Source organism: Poriferisphaera corsica, from assembly GCF_007747445.1.
GTDB classification, from domain to species: Bacteria; Planctomycetota; Phycisphaerae; order Phycisphaerales; family Phycisphaeraceae; genus Poriferisphaera; species Poriferisphaera corsica.
Genome location: NZ_CP036425.1, coordinates 2,118,976 through 2,140,990 on the forward strand (window position 1 = coordinate 2,118,976; position 22,015 = coordinate 2,140,990).

Below are 22,015 nucleotides of genomic sequence, written 5' to 3' on the forward strand. Positions count from 1 at the left end.
AACCACAGACCGCCGTTAAGCGGTCGGCGATGATTAACTATCGTTTTCAATCTTGGCTTGACGTGCGGCCGAACCATTATCATCGTAGATGGTCGCCGCGATTTTCTTCACTTCATCGGCCACAGTCCGAAGCGTAGGAGCGAAGTAGCCACGGCCAAGCCAACCGATAATAAAACCAATTGCGATAAGCCCAATTTGGGCGATTAGAAAGAAATAAAACTCATACATGATCAAATCTCCGTTTTTGTTGTTGGAGGTGGTGAGTGAATCAGTTTTTTGTTGTCGAACATGCCCCATAGGTAGAACGCTGTTATCAATCCGATTGGAATCCCAAGCCACCACACCTCTTGAATCAATTTGGGCATCACCATCAGCACCATCCCGCTCAAGATCATCGCCGCCGACGCCATCCCCGGTATTAGCGGGAATTGGCTTCTCATGATCAGCGATCCCACCCCCAACAAGATCAGGCCCGCTCCCACCCACGGCACAAACCACAGGTGTTTCATCGCGGTATCCTCCTTCCGTGGCGGGGATGCGTGTAATGTGATTTCCCCCGCTTCGCTCATGTGGGCTGTTGCGGGGGCTTTCGCTTTTGGGGGGTTATCTACCATCGCCTCTACAACGCGCCCATCCGGGCGGCTATCACGCAGCCATACGGAGCCGTTGCGATTGGTCGCACAACCCGCCGACATAGCGAGGCTGATAAACAATAAAAAAAGGCATATGCTTTGTTGCATATGCCCTTAGACGTTGAATTGTAAAAATGCTCTTTATCTACTTCATCTAGGCGGCCTGATACGTTTCGATACCGTCCAGCATGTCGCCATTCTCAATCAGAACCAAATCAAACTCATAGCGTGTCTGCAAGTTTGACCAGAATTCAGGCTCCATATTGAAAAACTTTCCGAGCCGCAAAGCAGTATCCGCTGTTATTGAAGTCCTGCCCAAACAGATATTTGAAATCCTCGTTTGCGGAACGCCAATAGATTTAGCAAGTCGATACATACTAATTCCCATTGGGTCTAAAAATTCTGATTTCAGAATTTCACCCGGATGAATCAGCAAACTCGGATCTTTTTGTTTTTTCTTTTTCTTTGCCATAATCCACCTTCATACTTAATGGTAATCGACGATTTCGACGTTGTAGGCGTGACCGTCACGCCAAACAAAACATACACGCCATTGCCTGTTAATTCTGATGCTGTGTTGACCCTTACGATCACCTTTAAGGGCTTCCAAACAATTCTTTGGAGGGATACGCAATGAATCAAGCTTACTCGCCGCATCAATGGCCATCAGCTTCATACGGGCTTGCTTGCGGATTGAACCGAATCGCTTTGATTTATCAAGCTCGAAAAGCTGTTGTGTGTGTTTGCATGAGTAAGTCTTAATCATGAACACAATAGTAACGTATCAAAGTACTAACGTCAAACGTTATTATCAAGTTTTGATGGAAAATATAGAAATAAAAAACCGGCATCAATTGACGCCGGCGTAATCTATTAAATCAATCACGTACCTCGAATTAGCTTATTTGCTCGCCTTCGATGCTCCGACGATACAGCAAATGTGCAAAATGACTCCCGGCACGATCAGGCAAACGTAGCCAATCGCAACCACAAAAAACCAAACTATGCCGTTTAAGATTTGGCCTTTGCATAGTTGACCCAAACCCGGAAAAAAGAAACTAAGAATTGCCGCTACGCCGGGGCTGATACCTGACTGTCCTTGTTGCACATAAACTACCTGCGGCTGCTGCTGTTGTTGTGTTTGCTCGCTCATTATTACCTCTCAGTTAATATGTTTTATTCGATCATATCTAGAAAATCAGATTCACTAACAATTTCAATTGAACCGCCTGCATCATTAAGCTGAGCGGCTTTTGACAATTTCCCCGTCGTTTTTCCCGATTCTTCGTAAGCTTCGTAAACTTCATCCCCAACCACGACAATATCAGTTTTCTTCGAGACAGATCCAATAACTCTACCACCCTGAATTTCTACTATTTCCGTAGCTTCCGACCTGTTCAAAAACATCAATTCACCTGTAAATACAAATTTTTTACCATCAAATCGCCCATCAGGTGCAGCTACATCAACCGCATCGCCTTCACCAGTATCAAAGTCAATATGGCTCACTCCCAATTCGTTGGTTGAGATTTCAAGACATACCGCATTTGTGGAATTTTTCTGTGACATACCAAATTCTGCGAACTCTTTAATATGTCCTTCAAGCTGTTTCGGCCCTGCCAAACGGAATAGACGCATGGCTAACTCCGCGCAAGTGATCGCATCAGACAGAGCGTCATGATGTTTTAGGTTTAAACCGAATACTTTTGCAAGTGTGCCTAATTTGTGGTTTCGCAAGCCCGGCAACAGTTTCTTTGCTAGGTTGCACGTGCAGCAATATTTTCCTGACAAACAAGACAAGTCCCCGTTATAAATATTATTCTGCAAAACGCTTATATCGAATGCGGCATTATGCGCGACTACAAGTCCGTCAGCACAAATCTGATGCACCTTCGGCCAGATTTCCTCAAACGATGGAGCATCAGCCACGTCTTCAGCTGTAATGCCGTGTATACGAATAAACTCAGGTAGAAAATTCAAAGATGGGGGACGTATCAGCGAAGAGTATTTTTTAGCAATCTTTCCATTCTCTACGATAGCAATACCAACAGCGCAAGCACTGTTCCGACCACGATTCGCTGTTTCGAAATCGATAGCTGCGAAGTTATTTATCATTGTCATTCAACCTGATTTATTGGCGTGTCATTTTAGTCAGTTAAGAAATGATAATGGACTGCGTGAACTTGCGGAAGTGGTATATACAAGAATGACAACATTATGACATATCAGGCTAAACTATTCTTGCCTGTCGCAAATGATATGTTATATTTGGTAAATGTTAGGGGTTCTGTTTGGGTCAGGAGGGCTTGTGTATTCGGCGGTGCTACAAGGACGGGGCACATTTCTTAAAACCAATATTACATAACAAAACAGCCACTTAATTCGGTTCTACGCTATTTCTGCGCTCATATTTTCGGAGGTGCATGATGAAGGTTGCCGTACGCGCTAAAACGGGCTTGGGGTTATTTCTTTTTCAGCTTTCCAGCTTTGAGGGTTCTTCCAAATACATTCAAGAGGGATTCGAGGTTTTCAGAGCCGAGATCAGAGGTTCCATCAAAAAAGTTATAAAGCGTCTTTTTTGTAACTTTGCCCGCAGCCGCTACCTGCTCCATCGTCATAGACGAATCATTGCAGCATTTTCTGAGTGTTTTCCTGATTTCATCAATAGGCATTTCATTCTCTCCAAAAAGTTGACGATTATATACTTGACTATCGACAGTATAATATATTACACTCAAGTGGACAATAAAAATCCCTCAAAGGTGTTGGTATCACCGATGAGGGGACAGTCTCACACTCATCTTGGAAGGAGGATGTGAGCATGCCTAACCCAATTATACATGATGAGGGCGGCGGGGGGCAGCAGGATCACACTTCACTATTGCGTGGTTATTCGACCGCCTCGGTTGAAGAATACCGTGGTGTACGCATTCTGATCCCTGACGATTTTAGAACGGACTGTATGGATAAAGGTGATACCGAAATCACCCTTACAATCAAACTGCCTAAATCGACCCTAAAACAAAGAAATCTCAGTGATACGCAAATCGCAATCCTTGATGCGGTCGAGAACAGCAAAAAGGGTGAGCTACCAGCCAAAGAAATCGCCCGCATATCTGGCTATTCGTACGGCAGTGTCAGAAACGAACTCACAAAAGAGGGTGTTTTACTGTCATATTCATATCTGACAAAGCACAAAGATGAAGATGGAACTGTAATGTTTACAGTGATTTAGACCACTGTCATATGATTTATGACAGTGCATATGACAGTGGTCTCGAAATTTTAGATTACATTTACACCCATGAAATCACACGCCCCACAAAACAAGATCCTGAATGGCGAACGCTGCGGCTCACATTGGCGTGTGATTAGCTGCGGCGCCAACGCCACAAGCGGCGGGGACTCTCCCACCACTCTCCTCCCGTCTCCGTCGCTTTCTTTCAACAACACAGTACCGCCTCAGGTACATGCCAGCCTCGCCACCGATCGTATCGACGGCGGGGTATTTTGCCCCCGGAAGCCATCGCCGTTTATCAACATGGGCGGCGGTGGTTTTTACTTTGCAATTTCTCGGTCACTGATGCGGCCGCTTGTCGCCCAATGCCTAATCGTGTTGCGCGGCTTTCGTTCTCAGGTTGATCCGGCTTGTTGCCGGGCTTACCACGGTTACATGATGGCGGCGTAGCCATCGACCAATACCTTCGCTGTCTGCGAAAGTCGGCACGAAGGTTTACACCAAACGTTAGATCAAATGAAGCGCAATGCGTGAAGGTTATCTAATGCAATCAACAGTCAAACAACCAATCTCACGCCAAGACTTGAAGAATGACATCGTTGTGTCAGTTGCTAGAGAAATGCGTTTGCGTCCACATCTTTTCGCGCTTAGCAACGCAAATATTCAGCTACTGGCAAAGGGGCGGCAGGCGATCGCCATCATCATGCGGCGCCGCATCACCGGCATCACCCAAACCGAAATAGGCGAGTGCTTGGGCGGCTACAAACAGCGGCGCGTGAGCAAATGGATTGAGGATGGGAAGGATAACCCGGAAGTGATGGAGATTGTGGAAAACGCAGCGAATTTTAAAAACGCTGATTTTGGAACAGGGATGTAATGAGCTGGATACAGGTAAAACTTAAACCAGATAGCCCCAAAGTGAAGCTTGTTGCTGCATTGGTTGGGGAAGATAGATGGACTGTTTACGGCAAGTTAATTGGGTGGTTTCATTATGTCGATGCGAATTTTTGCAGCGAGGAAACCATTCTTGACCGTGACCTGTTCAACTTACAGCTTGAATCACCAGTGGATGCAAAGGCTGATTATTTCACCGCTATGTCAGATCCAAGAGTGAACTGGATACGCGAGAGCGAGGATGGGCAGATATGTGTTGTTGATTATGAAGGCAATTTCAGCACATCAGCAAAGCGCAGGCTGAAGGATTCAAAGCGTAAAGCAGATCAATCCGCAAAGGTTCGGAAGAATTTCCGCAAAGGTGCGGAAAAAGTTCCGCAGTCGTGCGGAAAAAACGCGGAGCTACATAAGAGAAGAGAAGAGAAGAATAAACATCATGATGATTGTGATTCAAAATTGCTGCTTTCGGAGATGGGTATCGACAAGCAAGCATTCAACGTCATCGACTTCTCGAAGGTTGATACTGATCGAATCAACAGGCTATGGGCCACGAAGGGCAAGCCAAAGAAACCGCAAGGTTATCTCGTCAACGCGCTGAAGGACGACCACGTACCTGAGAGACAACCACATCCCAAGGAAATTTTAGAACTTTGTAAAAGCGGTTATGTGACAGCTATCGCATTGCCTACGGAAACCATTGCCTGTCGAGATCGGAAGATTCTGTACAACGAGCATGGCATTACGGTTGATGGGGTAGGTGTACCCAAAGAAACGTTCGGCGAAGCAAAATTTGTTTATCGAAGTGACTCTGAGGAGGTGCTAAATGCGTAGACGACTTCTGACTTCTGGTGATGTGTTAGACGTGGCTGGCAGGTTTAGCCGGTACAGCGTTGAGGAAATCATTAGCAATGATCGTCGTTTAGAGCCACGGAGGATACGTCACGCTTGTGCGCACATCATGAGGGAGCGTTGTGGGATGACTTTGCAAGAGATTGCGACCTCACTAGGTCGTAAGAAACACAATGCCGCACTCAACATGATACGCCGAGCAACAGAAGATTTTGATGTTCAATGTTATGTCAGGGAATTCGAGTCAGAACTCAGAAATATTAACGCCGTCTGGTGGAGCCAGACAAAAGAAACACATCGGAGATGTGAAGATGAACACACTGTTTGACAACGTACCCGACGAGCTACAGGAAAAGCCGTCGATACTTGCCGCAACAACACGGCCGCCAGTAGCGAGGCAGAACCAGCGAGCAGGATTACGCAAGGCGAATAAAGAGCCATGCGTCCGCGCACACGTCGCCTCTGAGTTGCTGAAGGCGGGGCCGGTACGTGTTTTAGATGGAACGGTTGTAGGCGGCGCCACGATCCAAGAATTGCGGCTCCTCGTCACCGAACGGCGGGACAAAGAAACGAAGGAAACCACGATCACGCAACCGCTCAAAGATTTACGGGAGTCGGGACATGTGATTGATTCGGGGTATTCGCGGGTTGGTAATTCGGGCGTCATGAACACTGTGTGGGCGCATCGAGCAGCAAAATAATAGACGAATTATCGAAGATAACGGTACAGATAAATGACACATGAAGAATTAGTAGAAGCTTGCCGCCGTATCGCGCTCGATCATGGGTGCTTGGAGCCGATCTTAGACCCCAGACGCCGCAACGGAAACGGCGAACACCCCGACGCGTTCGCAGTTTACGAAAAATATCATGAGTGCGCGTATCAAGTCGATAGTGGCCCATCGATCACAACCTACCCCGGTATGTCGCTGTGCCTTGAGTGCAAAGCAACGCTTGCAGATTTGCGTAAAGATCGCGAAAAGCCGTGGCGAAGTCAGGAGTATGCGGTCGGTGACGTGCGGTTGTATGTCGCGGAAGAGGGCGGTGAGATTGAATCACGCCACATCAAAGATGAGTGGGGGTGGGGTTTGGTGTTAGTACGTCCCGATGGATCGCATTATCTAGCGGTGCATCCGAGATTGATGAAGCATGCACGACAGATAGAAATGCAGATTCTCGGCTTGTGGGCGCATCAGACCATGATTGCCGGGAGAGAAGCTAACGCCGGCACATCCAGTCATAAGAGCGAACGCAGACGAAACACACAGCAGCAAAGTGAACGCGAGGCGATCTTGCATCACTTGCAGGAATACGGCGATGCAACAGCCAAAGAACTAAACAAGGCTATTGGGTTTGGGATCAAATCGACGCGATACAAAGCGATACATGACCACCTCGAAAAGCTTGGAATTAAGCCAGTACCGAACACATCTCCAACGCTTTACGCATACGGAGATCAGAAGACATGAAACACCCCGACGCAAAGCCGGATTGTGAGAGGTGCAAAGGTAAAGGCATCCTCGACGATGGTGAGACGTCCCCCGTTTATATCGATTGCGAATGCACGAAACGACATAAGAAAGGTGATGAAATGAGTGAGATAGAGGACAAGAAAACCTACGTATTTTACGGATGCAGTGATGACACTTTCGGAGAGTACAACATTACGAATGATGACTACGACAATTGCGCTAGCAATGAGCCGATCCGATGGAGATTGAAAGATTCGAACGGTTATGGTTACTTCATTGATGGGCAGTACAGCGAGAAGCAATCAGGTTGTTGGTCAATACGAGTAGAGCCTATCGAGGAAAACAGGAATCCTAACTGGCCGATGAGGTTTGCTAATCCATCGGAATATCGCGCCACGCCATATTCGATGGTGTTGGTCGTAGATGCTCCGTGTGATGCAACTTTGGTGTCCTTAGAACGTGAGGGAGGTGAGTGAGATGGGTGATCTAATCACAAGACAAAAAGAGAGTTGTAGAAAAGCGTTAAAGGATCATGTATTAGCTAAAGCCTCCGAAGGCATGATTGAGTCGTACCGTATGGGCCAAGAGCAAGGTAGCAGTTTTTGCGTCTTTATCATGTTCACGCCCGCGGGCATCGTTATCACGGGCGATGCGTCGGTTGGTGGAAACAACTTCAATAATGTAATCCGTTCAGAAGCGATGTACGGGAGGGCATGGTTTTTAGAGGCTATGAGCGACGATTACTTGGCTGAAAAGTTCCTGCGGAGAGTGCGAAGGTATAGCGAAGGCGAAATTGATGAATACGAAATTCCAGAATGGAGGATAGCGGAAAAGGAAAATGAATTTGGTAGCTACGAGACAAGTATTGCGATGCTGTCGGTAGTACGTGAGAAGTTCACGGAACTCTACAACGCCAAGTACGCCTCCCACCCATCAGAGGAGGGAGAGGGATGACCGCAAGGGCAGGAGCAACATTTAGAGAAAAGGAAGGATGAACAGTTGTGGTATCACATACCCCCGATATTAAAGAAACAATTGGATACCTTGATTTCGCAACAGGAAGCGGAATGCTCGGAGTCGGACTTGAACTCGCCCTTGAGTCAATCGGAATCGGAGCCGCACCTTTGGTGTACGTTGAACGGGAAAGCTACGCAGCGGCCAATCTCGTGGCGAGGATGGAAGGCCAGGCCTTACATCAAGCTCCTGTCTACAGCGATCTTAATTCCTTCGCATCAGAAATTAGCCACTTCTATCGTGGCAAAGTCGATGCAATCGTTGCAGGATACCCATGCCAGCCGTTCTCAACCGCTGGCAAACGTCTTGGCTTCCGCGATGAACGAAACTTATGGAATGCGATCCGTAAAACAATTAGCCGAGTTAAACCCAAATTCTGCTTTTTTGAGAACGTGCCTGGTCACACCTCTCTTGGGTTTGATCAAGTCGGAAGCCAGTTACAGCGATTGGGTTATCGAATTGAGGCGGGACTATTCTCGGCGGCCGAAGTGGGAGCCAGTCACCAACGAAAACGTTTGTTCATTTTGGCTATCGCCTCGAGCGAGCGAGCATTCGGAGGACAACCAAAGATTTTTGGAGCGAATGGGGGATCGAACGGGCAATTGCTGGGCAACGCTCTCCAACCAGAGCGAGGCGTGGGCAACACCTGCAGCTGCGGACGCGGTCGGGACAACGGGAGGGAAGATGATGAAATCATTGCGCACGGATGTCAGCCAATGGCGGACGCCGACAGCAAGCGAAGCGGATCACGGGGGGCCGAACGCGAGAGATTCGAGCGGCAATCCTCATCTGTCATCACAAACAGCAAATTGGGCGACGCCAACAGTGAAAGGAAATCACAATCGCAAGGGTGTGAGCGAGAATGCGGGGGACGGACTTGCAACGATGGCAAAAAACTGGCCCACACCGACAACCAGCGATACGAAAGGGAGCGGCAAGGTTGTTGTGCGGATGGATGGCCGGAGCCGAATGGATCAACTCAAGTATGTTGCAGAGCAGAGTTTCCCGTGTTCGCCCCTGGCCCCCAAAAACGAGAGTGGGCAACCATCCTTAAAGTCGCGCCGACGATTGAACCCGCGATTCGTGGCATGGCTAATGGGATGGCCTCCCGATTGGACCAGATACGACTCGGAGGTAACGGGGTGGTGCCTTTACAAGCAGCGTATGCGTTCACATCTTTGCTCGCTTGTGCAATCAACGACGAAGAGCAACTGCATAACAAAGGACGGTGAGTGATGAGCAGTAGGTCATACATGAATGTTTGGAAACAGACATGCGACGCCGAGAGACACGCAGATAAAGGCGAATTTGAAGAGGCTTTTGATTGTCTCACATTGGCATGTGAAGAGCATGGCGGGGTTAAGGATGGCGAACATCACGACAGCCGTTCGCACATTTTCTTCAGTCTGAACCATGTGTTGTTGCGTCGAAGAAATGCTAAGAAAGCGAGTGAGTGATGGGACTAGATACTACACATGATTGCTGGCATGGATCATACGTTTTATTTATGCATTGGCGTAAATGGTTGGCTCAGCAAATTGGTTTGCCCTTACGCATGATGGATGGTTTCTGTGATGCGCTTATTACTGAAGAAGAATTTGATGATTTCCCAACTTCCAATATGGAGCTTTGGAAAGCTGTAAGAAACAGTGTGGCCGACAGGGCTATTCCGTGGGCAGTTATCGACGATCCGCTAGTTCCTCTTCTTTCGCATTCTGATTGCGAAGGCCGTCTCCACTGGTATGAATGTAAAGCAATTGCGATTCGTCTTGGACAGATCTTAAGAACAATCGAGAACGATACTAACCCAATTTTACCACAACGCGCATGCGCAGATGGCATGTACGCAGCGACTAAACGTTTCGCGGTCGGTTGTATGAAAGCATACAGATCTCGCGAAGATGTTTTGTTTGCTTAGAAAGGTCAGAGAGTAATGACACCAAGAGACAAAATTGAGCAGTTATTGGGGATCGAAGATTTGAGGATGAGCTATGGGCGTGTGGAATTCAAATACAAAGGCTCGCACATTGGCGAAGGCCGGAAGCGTAACAAACCGTGTGAATGTGGATCAGGCAAGAAATACAAGAAGTGTTGTTGGAACAAGAAAGCGAGTGAGTGATGAGAGTTCGTCCGAATGATGTTCAATTTACTTTTAGGCCGTTGTCAGGAATGTGGCCAAGTGATGGGAAAAGTGAATTTGATAATTGCCGATTCAGATCCAAGTACTCGGCAACCTTGTCTGAATTAAGGAGCGAGTTGGCAATGATCGGTGTTCGTGACGCGATTATTGAAGCCGATGTTACAGAGAATCAAATCCGTAACGATGGGTTGCTACGTTCAACAGCAAGAATAAACGGTGAGAGAGTACGTCTGAGTTTTGTCCATCCTGCTGCTGGGCCGCTTCAATACCCCTGCGACACCTATAACGATTGGAGAGACAACCTACGCGGCATTGTCAAAACGCTCAGCGCACAGCGTGCTATGGAGCGATATGGAGCGGTACGGCAACACCAGCAGTACAGAGGCTGGGCAGCACTCCCATCGCCAGTTGAATTACCAACAAGCGGCTGATCTGGTTAGCGCCGGCGACACGATTACGGTCATTAACGACGCAGATGAGTACCGCAAGGCATATCGAGAAGTTGCCAAGAAGGTACACCCAGACGTAGGCGGATGTGCTGATGAGTTTGCGCGTCTGCAAAACGCGAAATCAATACTTGATGAACATCATGGCATCTAAGGCTGTGAAGAAAGCGAGCAATCATGAGCGTAGCAACTGAGATAATTCCCCGCTACTTGACGCCTAAATTGGCTGCGGTCTACCTCTGCACGCCTGAGCGCACCTTGCGGATGCTCAAGGCGAGCGGCGAGATACCGCATATCCAGTTAGGTGGGCGTATCCGATACGACCGGCATGATTTGGACGCTTACATGCGATCGCAAAAGCGTAAAGGTGTTGGTTAGGGATGGCGGTAGCGATATTATGTGTTTGAGCAGCAAAGGAGCGAAGCAATGGCAAGTGTGTTTAAGCGCGGCAAGGTGTATCACGCGAAATACCAAAACCACCGGGGGCAATGGGTTCGCAAATCAACCAAAACCAGCGATAAACGTGCCGCACAGATGATTGCCGCGGACTACGAGAAAGAGGCGATGCTGAGGTTTCGGGGACTCATCGACGTCGAGGACGAGCGAATCCAACAGGCCGCCAACTCTCCAATCGGCGGTTACATTGAGCAGTATAAAGAACACCTCAAAGCGAAATCCGCGAAAAGTCATTACTCTGCACAATTTACAAGGATTGACGAAATTATCAGGGTAGCTGATATTCGGCGATGGGTAGAGGTTGCCCCAGCAAAGATTGAGCGTGCATTGGCTACGATCAAAGATTCACGCAAAATATCGATTTCAACTCGTAATAAATATCTCACAGCGTTTGTGAGCTTTGGGTCGTGGATGGTGAAGCAGGGGAACACCAAAACCAACCCACTACTTAATGTGTTGCGGCTCACAGAAGACGAAACAGAACACAGACGGGCGTTGACGGTTGAGGAGGCTATGAGGGTAGTAGAAGCGGCCGAATCGGGCTTAGATGCGTTCAAACTCGATCGATCAGGGCGTGAGAGATGGCGACTTTCCGGCGCCGAGCGTGCTTTGCTTTACATTTTCACAATCGAAACCGGGTTAAGACGTTCGGCGATTGAGCGGTTGCGCGTAAAACACTTCACGCTTGACGATGAGCCGATTGTTACGATCGAGAAGCGGGCAAACACAAAATCACGCAAAACACTCAAGATCCCAATCAGGCAAGCAACTGCTGAGCAATTCAAGGCGATTTTTGCAAGCAAACTCCCAAACTCGCCAGCGTTCTCAATGCCTGCACGCTGGGAAACCGCCGACATGCTCAGGGAGGATATGACTGCGGCTAGATCGAAATGGATTCGGGAGGGGGAGACGCCGAAGGAACGCGCCAAACGAGCGGAGAGCGATTTTCTCGCTACCGAGGATGTGGAGGGACGACGCGTAGACTTTCACGCACTTCGCACTACGTGCGGGACGTGGCTTGATGACGCCGGCGTCTCGACATCTACAGCGAAACACATCACCGGCCACGCCAGCGAGCAAATTCTCGAACGCCATTATCACCGACACAATACGAGACGAATTCGTAAGGCGGTTGAAAAATTACCAGAACTAACACTCAAGGCAACCGGAACAGATGGCGATTCGTCTAATCAGCGCATTGTACCAAATATGTACCAAAATCATCGCCGGGGACTGCCACAAACTGCCGATTACTGCCACGGCGAAAATGATGTGATTTCAGAGTCGGCGCACAAAAAAACCCCTGAAATTACAGGGGTTTACAGTTCATTGCCGCATTCTGCCGGAGAATACAACCAACGAGAGCGACGGGGATCGAACCCGCAACCTCTGGATCGACAGTCCAGTGCTCTAACCAATTGAGCTACGCTCCCAATTTGCCAAATGCCGGAAGGTGTTTCCCTTAACCGGACGGGCGATAATTTAACCGCATATTTATTTATGTCAAGGCGGCCACTTGATTGTGAATAAATTGCGAGACTTATCCACATATGTGGCATGTGTTTAGCTATCGAAGGTGCTTTAATTGTCGGGCAGATTTTAGCCCGCAGTATGTCGCATATCGACCCATAAATGATGTGACTTACTTGACCTGAGAAAGAGGTATCGTGCAACCTTCTCGATTCGCAAGCATGACCGCTTCCAAGACGCGTTGTACTTCATAAGCATCATGGAAGGTTGGAAGTGGCGTTCTAGGTGGCAAGCCGTTCATATCTCGAACCATGTCTGCGAACTGGTTCACAAAGGTATGCTCGTAGCCTAAATTGTGACCAGCCGGCCACCAATCAGATGCATAAGGATGACCAGCTCCACCTTCACTCACATTGATCGTACTCCAGCCTTGTGTGTTCGTCGATGAGTCGCTGTCAAAATAATCCAGTTCCGTCATACGCTCTAAATCGAATCGTATTGATCCCTTATCTCCATGTATCTCAATCTTGTTGTGGTTTTTGTAGCCTTGAGGTAGGCGAGTCGCTTCGAAACTTGCCACAGCCCCGGATTTCAATGTAGTAAGGAATAAACTGATATCATCTACGTCCACGCGGCCCCATTTTTTCGTTTGTTCAGGCAGTAATCGTTTTTTATAAACAGTACTCAAAACGGCTCCGTTAACTGATTTTACTTCATCGCCCGTGAGGTAACGCATGAGATCGATACTGTGGGCAGCCAAATCACCCAACGCCCCAGAGCCAGCATATTTCTTCTGGTACCGCCAAAATAAGGGCACATCAGGTCCTCCCCAGTCTTGTAAGTAAACACACCTTACCTGAAGTACACGGCCAATCCGCCCGGCTTGAATTAGCTCATGAGCAAGGCTGATTGCAGGGCATCGCCTATAGTTGAACCACACATAAGATTTTAGTTTCCGATGTTTTTTGGCAATCTTAACCATCTCTCTTGCTTCGGATAGATCATTCGCAAGTGGTTTTTCGCAAACGACATGCTTGCCAGCCTCTAAAGCAGCAACCGCCGGTTCGAAATGCAAATGATTGGGTGAGCCAATATCTACAAGGTCAACTTCTGCATCAGTAACAAGTTTTCGCCAATCTGATGTCCAATTCAGCCAGCCCCAATTTTGCGCGAACGCCTTCAATGACGCTTCATTTCTCGCACACACATTTTGCAAAACGATCTTACGCTTTAAATCGAAGAATTTCGGAGCATTGATATATGCATTGGAATGTGCTCTGCCCATAAATTTAGAGCCCAACATGCCGATGCGCATAGATTGAGATATAACCATCAATGACTCCGTTCTATGATCACGTAAACCATGGTATTTGATATGCATCACCAATATATCAACGCAACATAAAATAAGCAGCATAAAAAATATGCTGCTTATCATTGGAAATTATATTTAATAGAGCGCTACATGGGCATACCGGTAATGATTGCCTCAAAGACAAGATTGCCATCCACCAGTCCCTGAGATTTGCAAACGCATCTTCTACGCCTGAATTCAGTTTCCTTGATCAGGATATGTAAGCGATCGCCTGGTCTGACTTGTCCGCGGAATTTAACACTGTCAACACCAGCAAATCCCATGAAATCTTGATCAACAAGCTTCTGCAAGCACATATAACTTGCAAGTTGAGCAGCAGCTTCAATCATCAGTACACCAGGGAATATTGGCCGTCCTGGGATATGCCCAGGCACCCAAAATTCATCATCACCAATATCTTTGAATGCAATCAATTCACCTGTAGGAATATCTTCATAGATAATCCCATCAAGCAATCGCATGCATCCACGGTGCGGGTTGATGCTTTCGATAAACGAAACATCACGCACAGTACTACTCAGATCAGTTTGACTGATATCGAAAAGAAGCGTTGGAGCCATAAGTCCTTGGATTCCATGTCTTCGTTTTAATCTACTAAACACCACATACTATTTTGAGTATGACTTAGCCTAGTATCTCAACCGGTTGCAATTTTAGTATTCACTGATTCGGCGGAATAAGATTATTCGCCATCACGGTTTTCTAGAATCTTCTTGCGAAGCTCCTGTGCCATATTCTTCACGTCCTGCATCTGCTTGCGAACGCGAGTACCTGCAGCTTTGTTGCCGCCAGCTGCTTTACGGATGTCATCTTCTACAGATGCGACCAAATTTTTAAGTTGTTCATATGTTTCGAGCATGCCAGTCTCCTGTTTGTTATTCTCAAATATCATACCGCCAGTGGCGTTTATGAGAAAATAGCGTACATATCTGTGTTAATTTCGGCAACTTCCACGATGCAATATTTTCAATACCCTTAGATAACTTTTCTTTTCTTGCAATAAAGGAATTCTCTACCTTAAACCCTCATTACACCTCAATTTACTGGATTAAAGGCAGTACTTTTTTGAATCCTTCAGCCTTTGCATCACCCACCAGCTCAAATACTGCCGACTCGACGGTCATCAATTCAATGCCACGCTGCTGAAATCGAGCGATTCCCGTATCCCAATCTAGCGGATTTCGCGAACCAATCGCATCAACGACAACCCCGACATGATACCCGGCCGCTTTCAAATCCAAGCAGCTCTGCATCACACACACATGGGCCTCAACCCCCATCACCAAGACTGATTTGTAACCACCAGATTCAATTACCCCCATCACCTTATCAGTACATGCACTGAATCTCGTCTTATCAATGATCACATCATTAGGTTCCAATTCATCTCGCACAACCTTAACAGTCTCACCCAAGCCTCTGGGATATTGCTGTGTTGTCACAACGCCAACTCCCAGAGCTTTCGCACACTTCAGCATGACCAAAGATCTAGCGAGTACACGCTCATGATCATGCATTGCTGGCAACAACTTCTCTTGTAGATCAACGACCAGTAATGCTGTTTTGTCTATTACAAATTTCAAGATTCAGTCCTCTGTCAAGATACGTGCTAGTTGGTGCCCACATATTTCACGATCGAACTGACCAATCCGTCAATATTCGATTTTTTAGCTTCAAGATCAACTCGTACATTTAGTTGATTCGCCGTCTCGGTTGTAATACTTCCGATTGATGCAACTTTTACATGATCAAGCAGATGCTGTTTATTACCCAGTAGTTCAACCATGTTTTGCACCGTTGAGCTACTTGTAAATGTAACCCAATCCACATCATTGTTTTCGAGTGCATTGATGACATCTGCGGGTAGCTGGTCTGTCCGTTTTGTTTCATAAGCCACCAGCTCTGTAACCTCAGCTCCCGCTTCTGTGAGCAATTGAGGTAACGCAGGTCGCGCAATATCAGCCCTTAATAACAGGACTTTACGGCCAGAAACGCCATGTTCAGCAATGAGCTCGCCAGCCAATGATTCAGCGATATAACGCGTTGGAACAAGATCAGCACGAATGTTCAAGTCCTGTTGCAATGCACGCTCTGTGGCATCACCAATCGCTGCAATTTTAACACCAGCCAAATGCCTCGCATCTAACTCTACAGCATCCAATCTTTCTGCGAGCGCCTTCACGCCATTGACACTCGTTAGTAATAGCCAATCGAACGCACCAATTTTCTTGATAGCATCATCAACAGCATCCCAACTCTCAGGTTCTTCAATTTCAATGGTTGGGGCTTCCAAAACCTCAGCTCCCAGTGCTGCGAGTTGATCTCGTAATACTGATACTTGCTGACGCGTTCTCGTGACAATAATTTTCTTTCCAAACAGTGGCCTATTCATGAAATAGTCTAGGCCCTCGCGTTCCAGCCCAACAACATCACCCACCACAATAATTGCAGGTGAACTAATCCCTGTTTGTTTTACGGTTTGAACAATATCACCAAGCGTCCCTTTGGCTCTGCGTTGTTTCGGATGAGTACCCCATTGAACGAGTGCGATAGGCGTGTGTTTAGGCAAATCTGCCTCATGAAGCGTGTCGCAAATTAACTCCAAGCGCCCAACGCCCATATAGAAGCAGACCGTGCCCCCTGCCCTGATCATCCCAGCGAGCGCACCGTAATCCACCGCTGTTTTATCCTTCGTTGGATCTTCATGTCCAGTCACGAATGTGACCGTGCTTGAAATCTCTCTGAAAGTCACCGGTATCCCGGCTGCCCCCGGAGCAGCGATCCCGCTCGTTACCCCCGGCACGATCTCGCAGCTTACCCCACGTTCCGCCAGGTAGATTGCTTCCTCAGCACCTCTCCCAAACAAATATGGGTCGCCACCTTTTAATCGGACTACAAATTTTCCCTCACGAGCTTTCGATACCAGAACATCATTGATCTCGTCCTGCGTCATTTTGTGGTTTTTAGCCCGCTTTCCTACATCAATAAGCTCTGCATAATCGGACACTGAATCCAATAACACCGGATTTGCGAGCGCATCAAAAACCACAACATCAGCATTTGCAAGATGTTGCATACCTTTTACGGTGATCAGCCCCGGTTCCCCCGGACCCGCGCCAACCAAACTTACATGGCCATTATTTTTCTGCATTTTTTTTATCACACGTCATAAACCTTACCGGATATTACGCCGATGCCAGTTATAACGGATCACGGCTGATCCTTCACATTTGTGCCCGGTACGGATGCTTTAAAAGGAGATCCCAAACCATGTCAACTCAGCACACGCTTAAACTTATTGACGATTCCGCCATTGAGCCTGATTCCTATCTCTTCGATCGTCGCCGCTGCATGCGTCGTCGTGCTTCAGGCCATGTCACCGCCGTGTCCACGCCAGACGACCACTTCGAGAGCCCTAAGCGGATTCGTCCGCTCCAGCTCGTTGATTCTTCTGAAACAGGCATCGGTGCGTTTTCACACGAGCCGATTGAACTTGGTTCACGCATTGTGATGTTCTTTCCACCGCATGGCAACGAAAAAGGTTTCGACATGGTCGGCAGCGTTGTGCGATGTATTAAGAACGACAAAGGCTACCGAATCGGTATCCAGCTAAAAGCATGTGCCACACCAGTCTCAGCTGCGTAATCCACATTCAGATTCAAAATCTAAAATTTCCCACGACGCTGAACAAGGATGCTCAGCGTTTTTTTTCCACGAAATTGCATGTCGTATTACCAACTATGCATGGCATAGATACGAAGTTTTATTTCTGTAAAACTTGATCTATAGCAGCCTTCAAAACCTTACAACTCTCCTCCAAAGACTGCGGTATGACACGCACGTCGCCGACGACCTGCATGAAATTCACATCGCCCTCCCATCGCGGCACAACGTGGACGTGAACATGCCCAGGAACGCCCGCACCAGCACATCTACCTAGATTTATACCGATATTCACGCCTTGTGGGTTCATCGCAATCCGTACAGCTTTGTTCGCGATGTTGGTCATCTCGAATAGGTCTGAACGCTGTTCAATATTGAGATCATCAATGTCAGCTACATGATCGAAAGGTGCGATCAATAGGTGTCCATTACTGTATGGAAAGCGGTTAAGCATAATCAGACAACTGTGACTATGGTGCAGTACAAGTTGATCTTTTGGAAGCCCGCCAGTATCGTCTATCTCGGATGCTTCACACAAAAAGCATCGATTCGGCTTGGGTCCTTCAGTATTTTGGCGCGACGTTTGATCGCCCTCGCTTTCGAGGCTTTGAATGTAGGAGATTCGCCACGGTGCCCATAAATTCTTTTCGTTCATCATTGATACATTATCGTACGACTCACGATTCACAATCAATCATTGAATACCGTCCTGATAATTTCCTTTATCACATACTAGCTATCGCTATTCCGATCGCTTAGTCCGCATATAACGGTTCTCGCGTTCAGGACATTCCCTCGTCTAACCGATGATACGTATGTCTCTGACTGCGTCAGGCACCCCATCGTGCCTTTTTGTGGATAAATAATCGCAAATGATTTCTACACAACTTCTATCGTTACTCGGCGAAGTCCAAACTCCGCTCGCCAACGCTGCAAACACAGCCATGGCTCAAGGTGGAGGTTCTATGAACAGAACACTTCTCTTGATGATCGCGATCTTCGCCCCATTAACCACCGGACTCATCACCCTTTTCTACCCACGCAAACTCATCACACCACGCGTGCTCACAGCGCTAGCTGGCACCGTTGTCTCATTCCTCATACTCCTCTCCTTCGATGTCCAACCCACCGATGCACCCACCGGCCCCATCGCCTCCATTGATTGGATGCCGATACTCAACCTCAATTTCGCATTCCTCACCGATGGCTTAGGCCTCTTCTTCGCACTCCTTGTCTCAGGCATCGGCGCACTGATCGTCCTCTATGCCCGCGGCTACTTTGGCCGTAACGAAGACGACCTTTACCGCTTCTACCCCACCCTCGGCTTCTTCACAACAGCCATGATCGGCGTCGTACTCGCTGATTACATGCTCCTCACCCTGCTCTTCTGGGAACTCACTTCCATTTCTTCATTCCTTCTCATTGGCTGGGATCGCTACGATAAGCACGCAGTCAAACTCGGTATGCAAGCCTTCGTCACCACAGGTATGGGCGGCATGGGCCTCTTTGGCGGCATCCTCCTTTTCGGTTCCACAACCGATGTCTGGACGTGGACAAATTTCATCCATTGGCTGCCAGAAAATACTCAGCTCTTAACCGACATCAACAACCCTGTTTTCTGGTCATTCATCTTGCTCTTCTTCGGAGCAGCCACGAAATCAGCCCAATTCCCTTGGCAATACTGGCTCCCAGGTGCAATGGCCGCACCAACGCCCGTCTCAGCATTCCTGCACTCCGCAACCATGGTTAAAGCAGGCGTCTTCCTCATTGGTCGACTTCTCCCTGTCTTCGGTGGCCTCCTCGTTGTCACAAATGGTGAAGCCGTCTTCCGAGCAGGCCTCGACATTTGGCCATGGCTCATCACCATCATCGGTGGCTTCACCATGGTGCTTGGTGCTCTTCTCTCCATCAACCAACACGACCTTAAACGCATTTTCGCATACACCACCGTCTCGCAGCTCGGCCTCCTCGTCTGCATGTACGGCCTCGGCTCTTTCTCATACACCTATGATGGCCAACTCTTCCAAAACCTCGACTACGACATCACACAAATCGCAAATCACGCTTTCTACAAAGCACCTCTCTTCATCATCGCCGGTGCACTTGGTCACGTCTTGTCACGTGACATCACAGACCTTAACGGTGCCATCAAAAAACACCCCGCGATGTGCATCACCCTCATCCTCGCCGCCTACGGCCTCGCCGCCGGTCCCGGCACCATCTCATTCCAAGCCAAAGAACTCTTTCTTTACGCCATCTATCACCTCAAATACACCCCAGTCGGCAACTGGTGGATGCTCCTCATGGGTGCAGCCATCATCACCGCAACATGCAATGTTGCCATCTTCCTCCGCTTGACTACAACACTCATCGGCCTCCCTGGCGGTTACACAGCTGACCCAAACAAACACGAAACCGATCATCATCACCATGAACACGAACACACCGTCATGGGCAAGATTTGGGCTTCAATGATCTGGGTTCCAGCCGCAGTGCTAGTCTCATTCCAATACGTCGGCGGCTTCTCACCTTCCACATGGATGCACTTCTTCGGCCCACTCGAATCCTACAACAACTACTTTGCAGTTGAATATCACGGCATCCCAACCTTCTGGTACGCCATCGCTTCCGGCATCTCGCACGGTAGCGTCCCACTCATGTGCTCAGGTATCGCCATCCTCTGTGGCATCATCCTCGGTTTCTCACCCATCTTCCGTGGTGTCGTTACTGACATCTGCGATAAGATCTACCCATCTATCTACTGGTTAGCTGTCACCGGCGGCGGTCGCGCTTTCCGCACCATCCAAACCGGCAACATGCGGCACTATACCCTCCTCGTCCTCTCATTCTTTCTCATCATGTTCTACCTCATCACATACAACGACACCAACATGATCAACTCGGCCCTTGAGCAATTCGCATTCATCACCGAATTCAAGCCCGGCCTCTTCCTCGGCATCATTATCTGTGCCACCTCACTCGCACTTCCGCTCGTCTCTCACCGCATCATCCGCATCCTTCTCTTAGGCTCTTGCGGCTTCACCGTCGTCGCCATGTACCTCGTATACCAGGCACCCGACCTCGCACTCACACAACTAACATTCGAAATTATCTCTGTCGTCCTCTTCGTTCTGGTGATCAGGCTTCTACCTCGTGATGTCCCCAAATCACGACCAAGCCCACTCTGGCGAATCCCCGTAGCAGCCCTCGCTGGTATCGCTTTTGGCTGGATGACTCTTGTCGCTGTTGGTGAAGATCCACTGACTAAAATCGGTGCATACTTCCCAATGAACACTTACGCTGCCGGTCTCGAAGACGTTTACAACCTCGGCAGAGGTGGCGGCGGCATGAACATCGTCAACGTCATACTCGTTGACTTCCGTGGCTTCGATACTCTCGGAGAAATCACCGTGCTTTCACTCGCAGCACTTGGCGTTTGGTCGCTGCTGCCCAGCCGTAGGAGTCGCAAATCAGCATGACTTCCTTGATCCTTAAAACTGCAATGCGCCTTATCGTGCCTCTCGCTATGCTCTTCGCAGCATACATGGCACTCAAAGGTCACAACGAACCCGGCGGCGGTTTCATCGGCGGCCTCATCGCCTCCGTCTCCCTCGCCCTATACCGTATGACCTATGGTGTGGATAGCTTCGATAAACTCTTCCCCATTCACCCACGCATCCTCGTATTCGTCGGCCTCACCTGTGCCGTACTCACCGCGATCTTCCCGCTACTGCTCGGTCGCCCACTACTCACCTCATACGAACATTACCTCAATCTCGGCTTTGGCCAATCCGTACACTTCGTCACCGCCGCTATCTTTGACATCGGCGTCCTTCTCGTCGTCGTCGGCGTCTCCGTCGGCATGATCGACCGTCTCAGCAGGGAGGTAGAAAAGTCATGACCGCAGTTATTGCTATCTGTGTCGCCGTCGTCTTCGCCGTGAGTATCTACATGATGCTCGGCCGCGAACTCATGGGACTCGCTATCGGCGTTTTCCTTATCGGCCATGCCGCAAACCTCTCCATCCTTGCGATGTCAGGATCACCGGTCCTGCAGCACACCAGCATGTCCGCTACACCAGAATTCAAAGCGCCGCCCATCCTCGAATCTTACGAAGACTCTAAAAGATGGGCCGCAGCGCAACCACTAACTCTCGCAGAATCACACGCCATGACTGAAGAGCAACCACTCGACGTCATGGTCGATCCACTGCCCCAGGCGCTCATCCTGACCGCCATCGTCATCGGCTTCGCCGTCATGGGTTTCCTCCTCACACTCATCGTCCTCACACAGCGTCGTACCAAGACACTCCATGTCGACGACCTCGCTAAAATGAATTTGCCAACCCCTTCGAAGGCTCACTAAC

At 48.5% G+C, this 22,015-nt stretch carries 31 protein-coding genes, 1 tRNA gene and 1 pseudogene; 19 read left to right on the forward strand and 14 right to left on the reverse strand.

Annotated features, from left to right (window positions below; genetic code table 11):
- Nucleotides 1–33: 33 nt before the first annotated feature.
- From KS4_RS08645 to KS4_RS08670, 6 genes are all read right to left on the reverse strand, one after another.
- Nucleotides 34–498 (reverse strand): hypothetical protein, encoded by a 465-nt coding sequence (locus KS4_RS08645; RefSeq protein WP_145077062.1) that lies wholly within the window; start codon nucleotides 496–498, stop codon nucleotides 34–36.
- A gap of 288 nt (nucleotides 499–786) precedes the next feature.
- Nucleotides 787–1,104: a HigA family addiction module antitoxin gene (locus KS4_RS08650; RefSeq protein ID WP_145077064.1), complete on the reverse strand. Its 318-nt coding sequence runs from the start codon at nucleotides 1,102–1,104 to the stop codon at nucleotides 787–789.
- 15 nt (nucleotides 1,105–1,119) lie between these two features.
- A complete protein-coding gene (locus KS4_RS08655) occupies nucleotides 1,120–1,398 on the reverse strand; it encodes a type II toxin-antitoxin system RelE/ParE family toxin (protein ID WP_145077066.1) in 279 nt (92 codons plus the stop codon).
- Nucleotides 1,399–1,533: 135 nt separating this feature from the next.
- On the reverse strand, nucleotides 1,534–1,785 hold the full coding sequence (locus KS4_RS08660) for a hypothetical protein (RefSeq protein WP_200761724.1): 252 nt from the start codon (nucleotides 1,783–1,785) through the stop codon (nucleotides 1,534–1,536).
- Nucleotides 1,786–1,808: 23 nt separating this feature from the next.
- The gene (locus tag KS4_RS08665) at nucleotides 1,809–2,747 is read right to left on the reverse strand and encodes an exonuclease domain-containing protein (RefSeq protein ID WP_200761725.1); all 939 of its coding nucleotides are present in this window, start codon (nucleotides 2,745–2,747) and stop codon (nucleotides 1,809–1,811) included.
- A gap of 347 nt (nucleotides 2,748–3,094) precedes the next feature.
- Nucleotides 3,095–3,304 carry a helix-turn-helix domain-containing protein gene (locus KS4_RS08670; RefSeq protein ID WP_145077070.1) on the reverse strand — a complete coding sequence of 70 codons (210 nt, stop codon included), beginning with the start codon at nucleotides 3,302–3,304 and terminating at the stop codon, nucleotides 3,095–3,097.
- A 149-nt stretch (nucleotides 3,305–3,453) separates the two neighbouring features.
- On the opposite strand from KS4_RS08670, the gene KS4_RS08675 reads away from it, so the two are divergent.
- The 9 genes from KS4_RS08675 to KS4_RS08715 all read left to right on the forward strand — a co-directional run bounded on the left by KS4_RS08675 (nucleotide 3,454) and on the right by KS4_RS08715 (nucleotide 9,331).
- Complete coding sequence (locus KS4_RS08675) at nucleotides 3,454–3,867, forward strand: hypothetical protein (protein ID WP_145077072.1); 414 nt, start codon at nucleotides 3,454–3,456, stop codon at nucleotides 3,865–3,867.
- Between the two features lie 547 nt (nucleotides 3,868–4,414).
- Nucleotides 4,415–4,747, forward strand: a complete 333-nt coding sequence (locus KS4_RS08680) for a hypothetical protein (protein ID WP_145077074.1) — start codon at nucleotides 4,415–4,417, stop codon at nucleotides 4,745–4,747.
- Nucleotides 4,747–5,595, forward strand: coding sequence for a hypothetical protein (locus KS4_RS08685; protein ID WP_145077076.1), 849 nt, complete (start codon nucleotides 4,747–4,749; stop codon nucleotides 5,593–5,595). The genes KS4_RS08680 and KS4_RS08685 overlap by 1 nt, the downstream gene beginning before the upstream one ends.
- Nucleotides 5,588–5,941 carry a hypothetical protein gene (locus KS4_RS08690; RefSeq protein WP_145077078.1) on the forward strand — a complete coding sequence of 118 codons (354 nt, stop codon included), beginning with the start codon at nucleotides 5,588–5,590 and terminating at the stop codon, nucleotides 5,939–5,941. The genes KS4_RS08685 and KS4_RS08690 overlap by 8 nt, the downstream gene beginning before the upstream one ends.
- On the forward strand, nucleotides 5,925–6,314 hold the full coding sequence (locus KS4_RS08695; protein WP_145077080.1) for a hypothetical protein: 390 nt from the start codon (nucleotides 5,925–5,927) through the stop codon (nucleotides 6,312–6,314). Before KS4_RS08690 ends, KS4_RS08695 begins: the two co-directional genes overlap by 17 nt.
- Before the next feature lie 33 nt (nucleotides 6,315–6,347).
- Entirely contained in the window at nucleotides 6,348–7,082 is a 735-nt protein-coding gene (locus KS4_RS08700) for a hypothetical protein (protein ID WP_145077082.1), read from the forward strand.
- On the forward strand, nucleotides 7,079–7,561 hold the full coding sequence (locus KS4_RS08705; RefSeq protein ID WP_145077084.1) for a hypothetical protein: 483 nt from the start codon (nucleotides 7,079–7,081) through the stop codon (nucleotides 7,559–7,561). The genes KS4_RS08700 and KS4_RS08705 overlap by 4 nt, the downstream gene beginning before the upstream one ends.
- Nucleotide 7,562: 1 nt before the next feature.
- Nucleotides 7,563–8,039, forward strand: coding sequence for a hypothetical protein (locus KS4_RS08710; RefSeq protein ID WP_145077086.1), 477 nt, complete (start codon nucleotides 7,563–7,565; stop codon nucleotides 8,037–8,039).
- A 113-nt stretch (nucleotides 8,040–8,152) separates the two neighbouring features.
- The gene (locus tag KS4_RS08715) at nucleotides 8,153–9,331 is read left to right on the forward strand and encodes a DNA cytosine methyltransferase (RefSeq protein WP_234698880.1); all 1,179 of its coding nucleotides are present in this window, start codon (nucleotides 8,153–8,155) and stop codon (nucleotides 9,329–9,331) included.
- 15 nt (nucleotides 9,332–9,346) lie between these two features.
- Here the strand turns inward: KS4_RS08715 and KS4_RS17580 are convergent, their stop codons facing one another.
- Nucleotides 9,347–9,514: a hypothetical protein gene (locus KS4_RS17580; protein WP_200761726.1), complete on the reverse strand. Its 168-nt coding sequence runs from the start codon at nucleotides 9,512–9,514 to the stop codon at nucleotides 9,347–9,349.
- Nucleotides 9,515–9,606: 92 nt separating this feature from the next.
- Here KS4_RS17580 and KS4_RS08720 point away from each other — a divergent pair, with 92 nt between their 5' ends.
- The 6 genes and pseudogenes from KS4_RS08720 to KS4_RS18150 all read left to right on the forward strand — a co-directional run.
- Nucleotides 9,607–10,017, forward strand: a complete 411-nt coding sequence (locus KS4_RS08720; protein ID WP_145077090.1) for a hypothetical protein — start codon at nucleotides 9,607–9,609, stop codon at nucleotides 10,015–10,017.
- A gap of 66 nt (nucleotides 10,018–10,083) precedes the next feature.
- Complete coding sequence (locus KS4_RS18145; RefSeq protein WP_390620476.1) at nucleotides 10,084–10,218, forward strand: SEC-C metal-binding domain-containing protein; 135 nt, start codon at nucleotides 10,084–10,086, stop codon at nucleotides 10,216–10,218.
- Nucleotides 10,218–10,670 carry a hypothetical protein gene (locus KS4_RS08730; RefSeq protein ID WP_200761727.1) on the forward strand — a complete coding sequence of 151 codons (453 nt, stop codon included), beginning with the start codon at nucleotides 10,218–10,220 and terminating at the stop codon, nucleotides 10,668–10,670. The genes KS4_RS18145 and KS4_RS08730 overlap by 1 nt, the downstream gene beginning before the upstream one ends.
- Complete coding sequence (locus KS4_RS08735) at nucleotides 10,648–10,839, forward strand: J domain-containing protein (RefSeq protein ID WP_145077096.1); 192 nt, start codon at nucleotides 10,648–10,650, stop codon at nucleotides 10,837–10,839. Before KS4_RS08730 ends, KS4_RS08735 begins: the two co-directional genes overlap by 23 nt.
- A 23-nt stretch (nucleotides 10,840–10,862) precedes the next feature.
- Nucleotides 10,863–11,063, forward strand: coding sequence for a helix-turn-helix domain-containing protein (locus tag KS4_RS08740; protein WP_145077098.1), 201 nt, complete (start codon nucleotides 10,863–10,865; stop codon nucleotides 11,061–11,063).
- Between the two features lie 591 nt (nucleotides 11,064–11,654).
- Nucleotides 11,655–12,194, forward strand: a pseudogene (locus KS4_RS18150) (tyrosine-type recombinase/integrase); the annotation flags it as partial.
- Nucleotides 12,195–12,500: 306 nt separating this feature from the next.
- On the opposite strand, the gene KS4_RS08750 reads toward KS4_RS18150, so the two are convergent.
- From KS4_RS08750 to cobA, 6 genes are all read right to left on the reverse strand, one after another.
- Nucleotides 12,501–12,574 (reverse strand) — tRNA-Asp (locus KS4_RS08750).
- Between the two features lie 209 nt (nucleotides 12,575–12,783).
- Entirely contained in the window at nucleotides 12,784–13,944 is a 1,161-nt protein-coding gene (locus KS4_RS08755) for a Gfo/Idh/MocA family protein (protein ID WP_200761728.1), read from the reverse strand.
- A gap of 128 nt (nucleotides 13,945–14,072) precedes the next feature.
- Nucleotides 14,073–14,495, reverse strand: a complete 423-nt coding sequence (locus KS4_RS08760) for a 3-hydroxyacyl-ACP dehydratase FabZ family protein (RefSeq protein WP_200761729.1) — start codon at nucleotides 14,493–14,495, stop codon at nucleotides 14,073–14,075.
- 173 nt (nucleotides 14,496–14,668) lie between these two features.
- Entirely contained in the window at nucleotides 14,669–14,845 is a 177-nt protein-coding gene (locus KS4_RS08765) for a histone H1 (RefSeq protein ID WP_145077114.1), read from the reverse strand.
- A gap of 181 nt (nucleotides 14,846–15,026) precedes the next feature.
- Complete coding sequence (locus tag KS4_RS08770) at nucleotides 15,027–15,569, reverse strand: isochorismatase family protein (RefSeq protein ID WP_145077116.1); 543 nt, start codon at nucleotides 15,567–15,569, stop codon at nucleotides 15,027–15,029.
- A gap of 26 nt (nucleotides 15,570–15,595) precedes the next feature.
- Nucleotides 15,596–17,137 (reverse strand): uroporphyrinogen-III C-methyltransferase, encoded by a 1,542-nt coding sequence (gene cobA, locus KS4_RS08775; protein WP_145077117.1) that lies wholly within the window; start codon nucleotides 17,135–17,137, stop codon nucleotides 15,596–15,598.
- Between the two features lie 119 nt (nucleotides 17,138–17,256).
- On the opposite strand from cobA, the gene KS4_RS08780 reads away from it, so the two are divergent.
- A complete protein-coding gene (locus tag KS4_RS08780; protein ID WP_145077120.1) occupies nucleotides 17,257–17,631 on the forward strand; it encodes a PilZ domain-containing protein in 375 nt (124 codons plus the stop codon).
- A gap of 118 nt (nucleotides 17,632–17,749) precedes the next feature.
- Here KS4_RS08780 and KS4_RS18020 read toward each other — a convergent pair whose 3' ends face one another.
- Nucleotides 17,750–18,307 carry an HIT domain-containing protein gene (locus KS4_RS18020; protein ID WP_145077122.1) on the reverse strand — a complete coding sequence of 186 codons (558 nt, stop codon included), beginning with the start codon at nucleotides 18,305–18,307 and terminating at the stop codon, nucleotides 17,750–17,752.
- Between the two features lie 214 nt (nucleotides 18,308–18,521).
- Between KS4_RS18020 and mbhE the strand changes: the two genes are divergently transcribed.
- The 3 genes from mbhE to KS4_RS08800 are packed head-to-tail and all read left to right on the forward strand — an operon-like array spanning nucleotide 18,522 to nucleotide 22,014.
- On the forward strand, nucleotides 18,522–21,128 hold the full coding sequence (gene mbhE / locus KS4_RS08790) for a hydrogen gas-evolving membrane-bound hydrogenase subunit E (RefSeq protein WP_145077124.1): 2,607 nt from the start codon (nucleotides 18,522–18,524) through the stop codon (nucleotides 21,126–21,128).
- Entirely contained in the window at nucleotides 21,125–21,550 is a 426-nt protein-coding gene (locus KS4_RS08795) for an MnhB domain-containing protein (RefSeq protein WP_145077126.1), read from the forward strand. Before mbhE ends, KS4_RS08795 begins: the two co-directional genes overlap by 4 nt.
- Nucleotides 21,547–22,014 (forward strand): sodium:proton antiporter, encoded by a 468-nt coding sequence (locus KS4_RS08800; protein ID WP_145077128.1) that lies wholly within the window; start codon nucleotides 21,547–21,549, stop codon nucleotides 22,012–22,014. Before KS4_RS08795 ends, KS4_RS08800 begins: the two co-directional genes overlap by 4 nt.
- Nucleotide 22,015 lies beyond the last annotated feature (1 nt).

Coding starts and splice junctions, on each gene's coding strand:
- KS4_RS08650 (WP_145077064.1), bottom strand. CDS start 1,104: ATGGCAAAGAAAAAGAAAAAACAAAAAGATCCGAGTTTGCTGATTCAT.
- KS4_RS08655 (WP_145077066.1), bottom strand. CDS start 1,398: ATGATTAAGACTTACTCATGCAAACACACACAACAGCTTTTCGAGCTT.
- KS4_RS08660 (WP_200761724.1), bottom strand. CDS start 1,785: ATGAGCGAGCAAACACAACAACAGCAGCAGCCGCAGGTAGTTTATGTG.
- KS4_RS08665 (WP_200761725.1), bottom strand. CDS start 2,747: ATGATAAATAACTTCGCAGCTATCGATTTCGAAACAGCGAATCGTGGT.
- KS4_RS08670 (WP_145077070.1), bottom strand. CDS start 3,304: ATGCCTATTGATGAAATCAGGAAAACACTCAGAAAATGCTGCAATGAT.
- KS4_RS08675 (WP_145077072.1), top strand. CDS start 3,454: ATGCCTAACCCAATTATACATGATGAGGGCGGCGGGGGGCAGCAGGAT.
- KS4_RS08680 (WP_145077074.1), top strand. CDS start 4,415: ATGCAATCAACAGTCAAACAACCAATCTCACGCCAAGACTTGAAGAAT.
- KS4_RS08685 (WP_145077076.1), top strand. CDS start 4,747: ATGAGCTGGATACAGGTAAAACTTAAACCAGATAGCCCCAAAGTGAAG.
- KS4_RS08690 (WP_145077078.1), top strand. CDS start 5,588: ATGCGTAGACGACTTCTGACTTCTGGTGATGTGTTAGACGTGGCTGGC.
- KS4_RS08695 (WP_145077080.1), top strand. CDS start 5,925: ATGAACACACTGTTTGACAACGTACCCGACGAGCTACAGGAAAAGCCG.
- KS4_RS08700 (WP_145077082.1), top strand. CDS start 6,348: ATGACACATGAAGAATTAGTAGAAGCTTGCCGCCGTATCGCGCTCGAT.
- KS4_RS08705 (WP_145077084.1), top strand. CDS start 7,079: ATGAAACACCCCGACGCAAAGCCGGATTGTGAGAGGTGCAAAGGTAAA.
- KS4_RS08710 (WP_145077086.1), top strand. CDS start 7,563: ATGGGTGATCTAATCACAAGACAAAAAGAGAGTTGTAGAAAAGCGTTA.
- KS4_RS08715 (WP_234698880.1), top strand. CDS start 8,153: ATGCTCGGAGTCGGACTTGAACTCGCCCTTGAGTCAATCGGAATCGGA.
- KS4_RS17580 (WP_200761726.1), bottom strand. CDS start 9,514: ATGGTTCAGACTGAAGAAAATGTGCGAACGGCTGTCGTGATGTTCGCC.
- KS4_RS08720 (WP_145077090.1), top strand. CDS start 9,607: ATGCATTGGCGTAAATGGTTGGCTCAGCAAATTGGTTTGCCCTTACGC.
- KS4_RS18145 (WP_390620476.1), top strand. CDS start 10,084: ATGAGCTATGGGCGTGTGGAATTCAAATACAAAGGCTCGCACATTGGC.
- KS4_RS08730 (WP_200761727.1), top strand. CDS start 10,218: ATGAGAGTTCGTCCGAATGATGTTCAATTTACTTTTAGGCCGTTGTCA.
- KS4_RS08740 (WP_145077098.1), top strand. CDS start 10,863: ATGAGCGTAGCAACTGAGATAATTCCCCGCTACTTGACGCCTAAATTG.
- KS4_RS08755 (WP_200761728.1), bottom strand. CDS start 13,944: ATGGTTATATCTCAATCTATGCGCATCGGCATGTTGGGCTCTAAATTT.
- KS4_RS08765 (WP_145077114.1), bottom strand. CDS start 14,845: ATGCTCGAAACATATGAACAACTTAAAAATTTGGTCGCATCTGTAGAA.
- cobA (WP_145077117.1), bottom strand. CDS start 17,137: ATGCAGAAAAATAATGGCCATGTAAGTTTGGTTGGCGCGGGTCCGGGG.
- KS4_RS08780 (WP_145077120.1), top strand. CDS start 17,257: ATGTCAACTCAGCACACGCTTAAACTTATTGACGATTCCGCCATTGAG.
- KS4_RS18020 (WP_145077122.1), bottom strand. CDS start 18,307: ATGATGAACGAAAAGAATTTATGGGCACCGTGGCGAATCTCCTACATT.
- mbhE (WP_145077124.1), top strand. CDS start 18,522: ATGATTTCTACACAACTTCTATCGTTACTCGGCGAAGTCCAAACTCCG.
- KS4_RS08795 (WP_145077126.1), top strand. CDS start 21,125: ATGACTTCCTTGATCCTTAAAACTGCAATGCGCCTTATCGTGCCTCTC.
- KS4_RS08800 (WP_145077128.1), top strand. CDS start 21,547: ATGACCGCAGTTATTGCTATCTGTGTCGCCGTCGTCTTCGCCGTGAGT.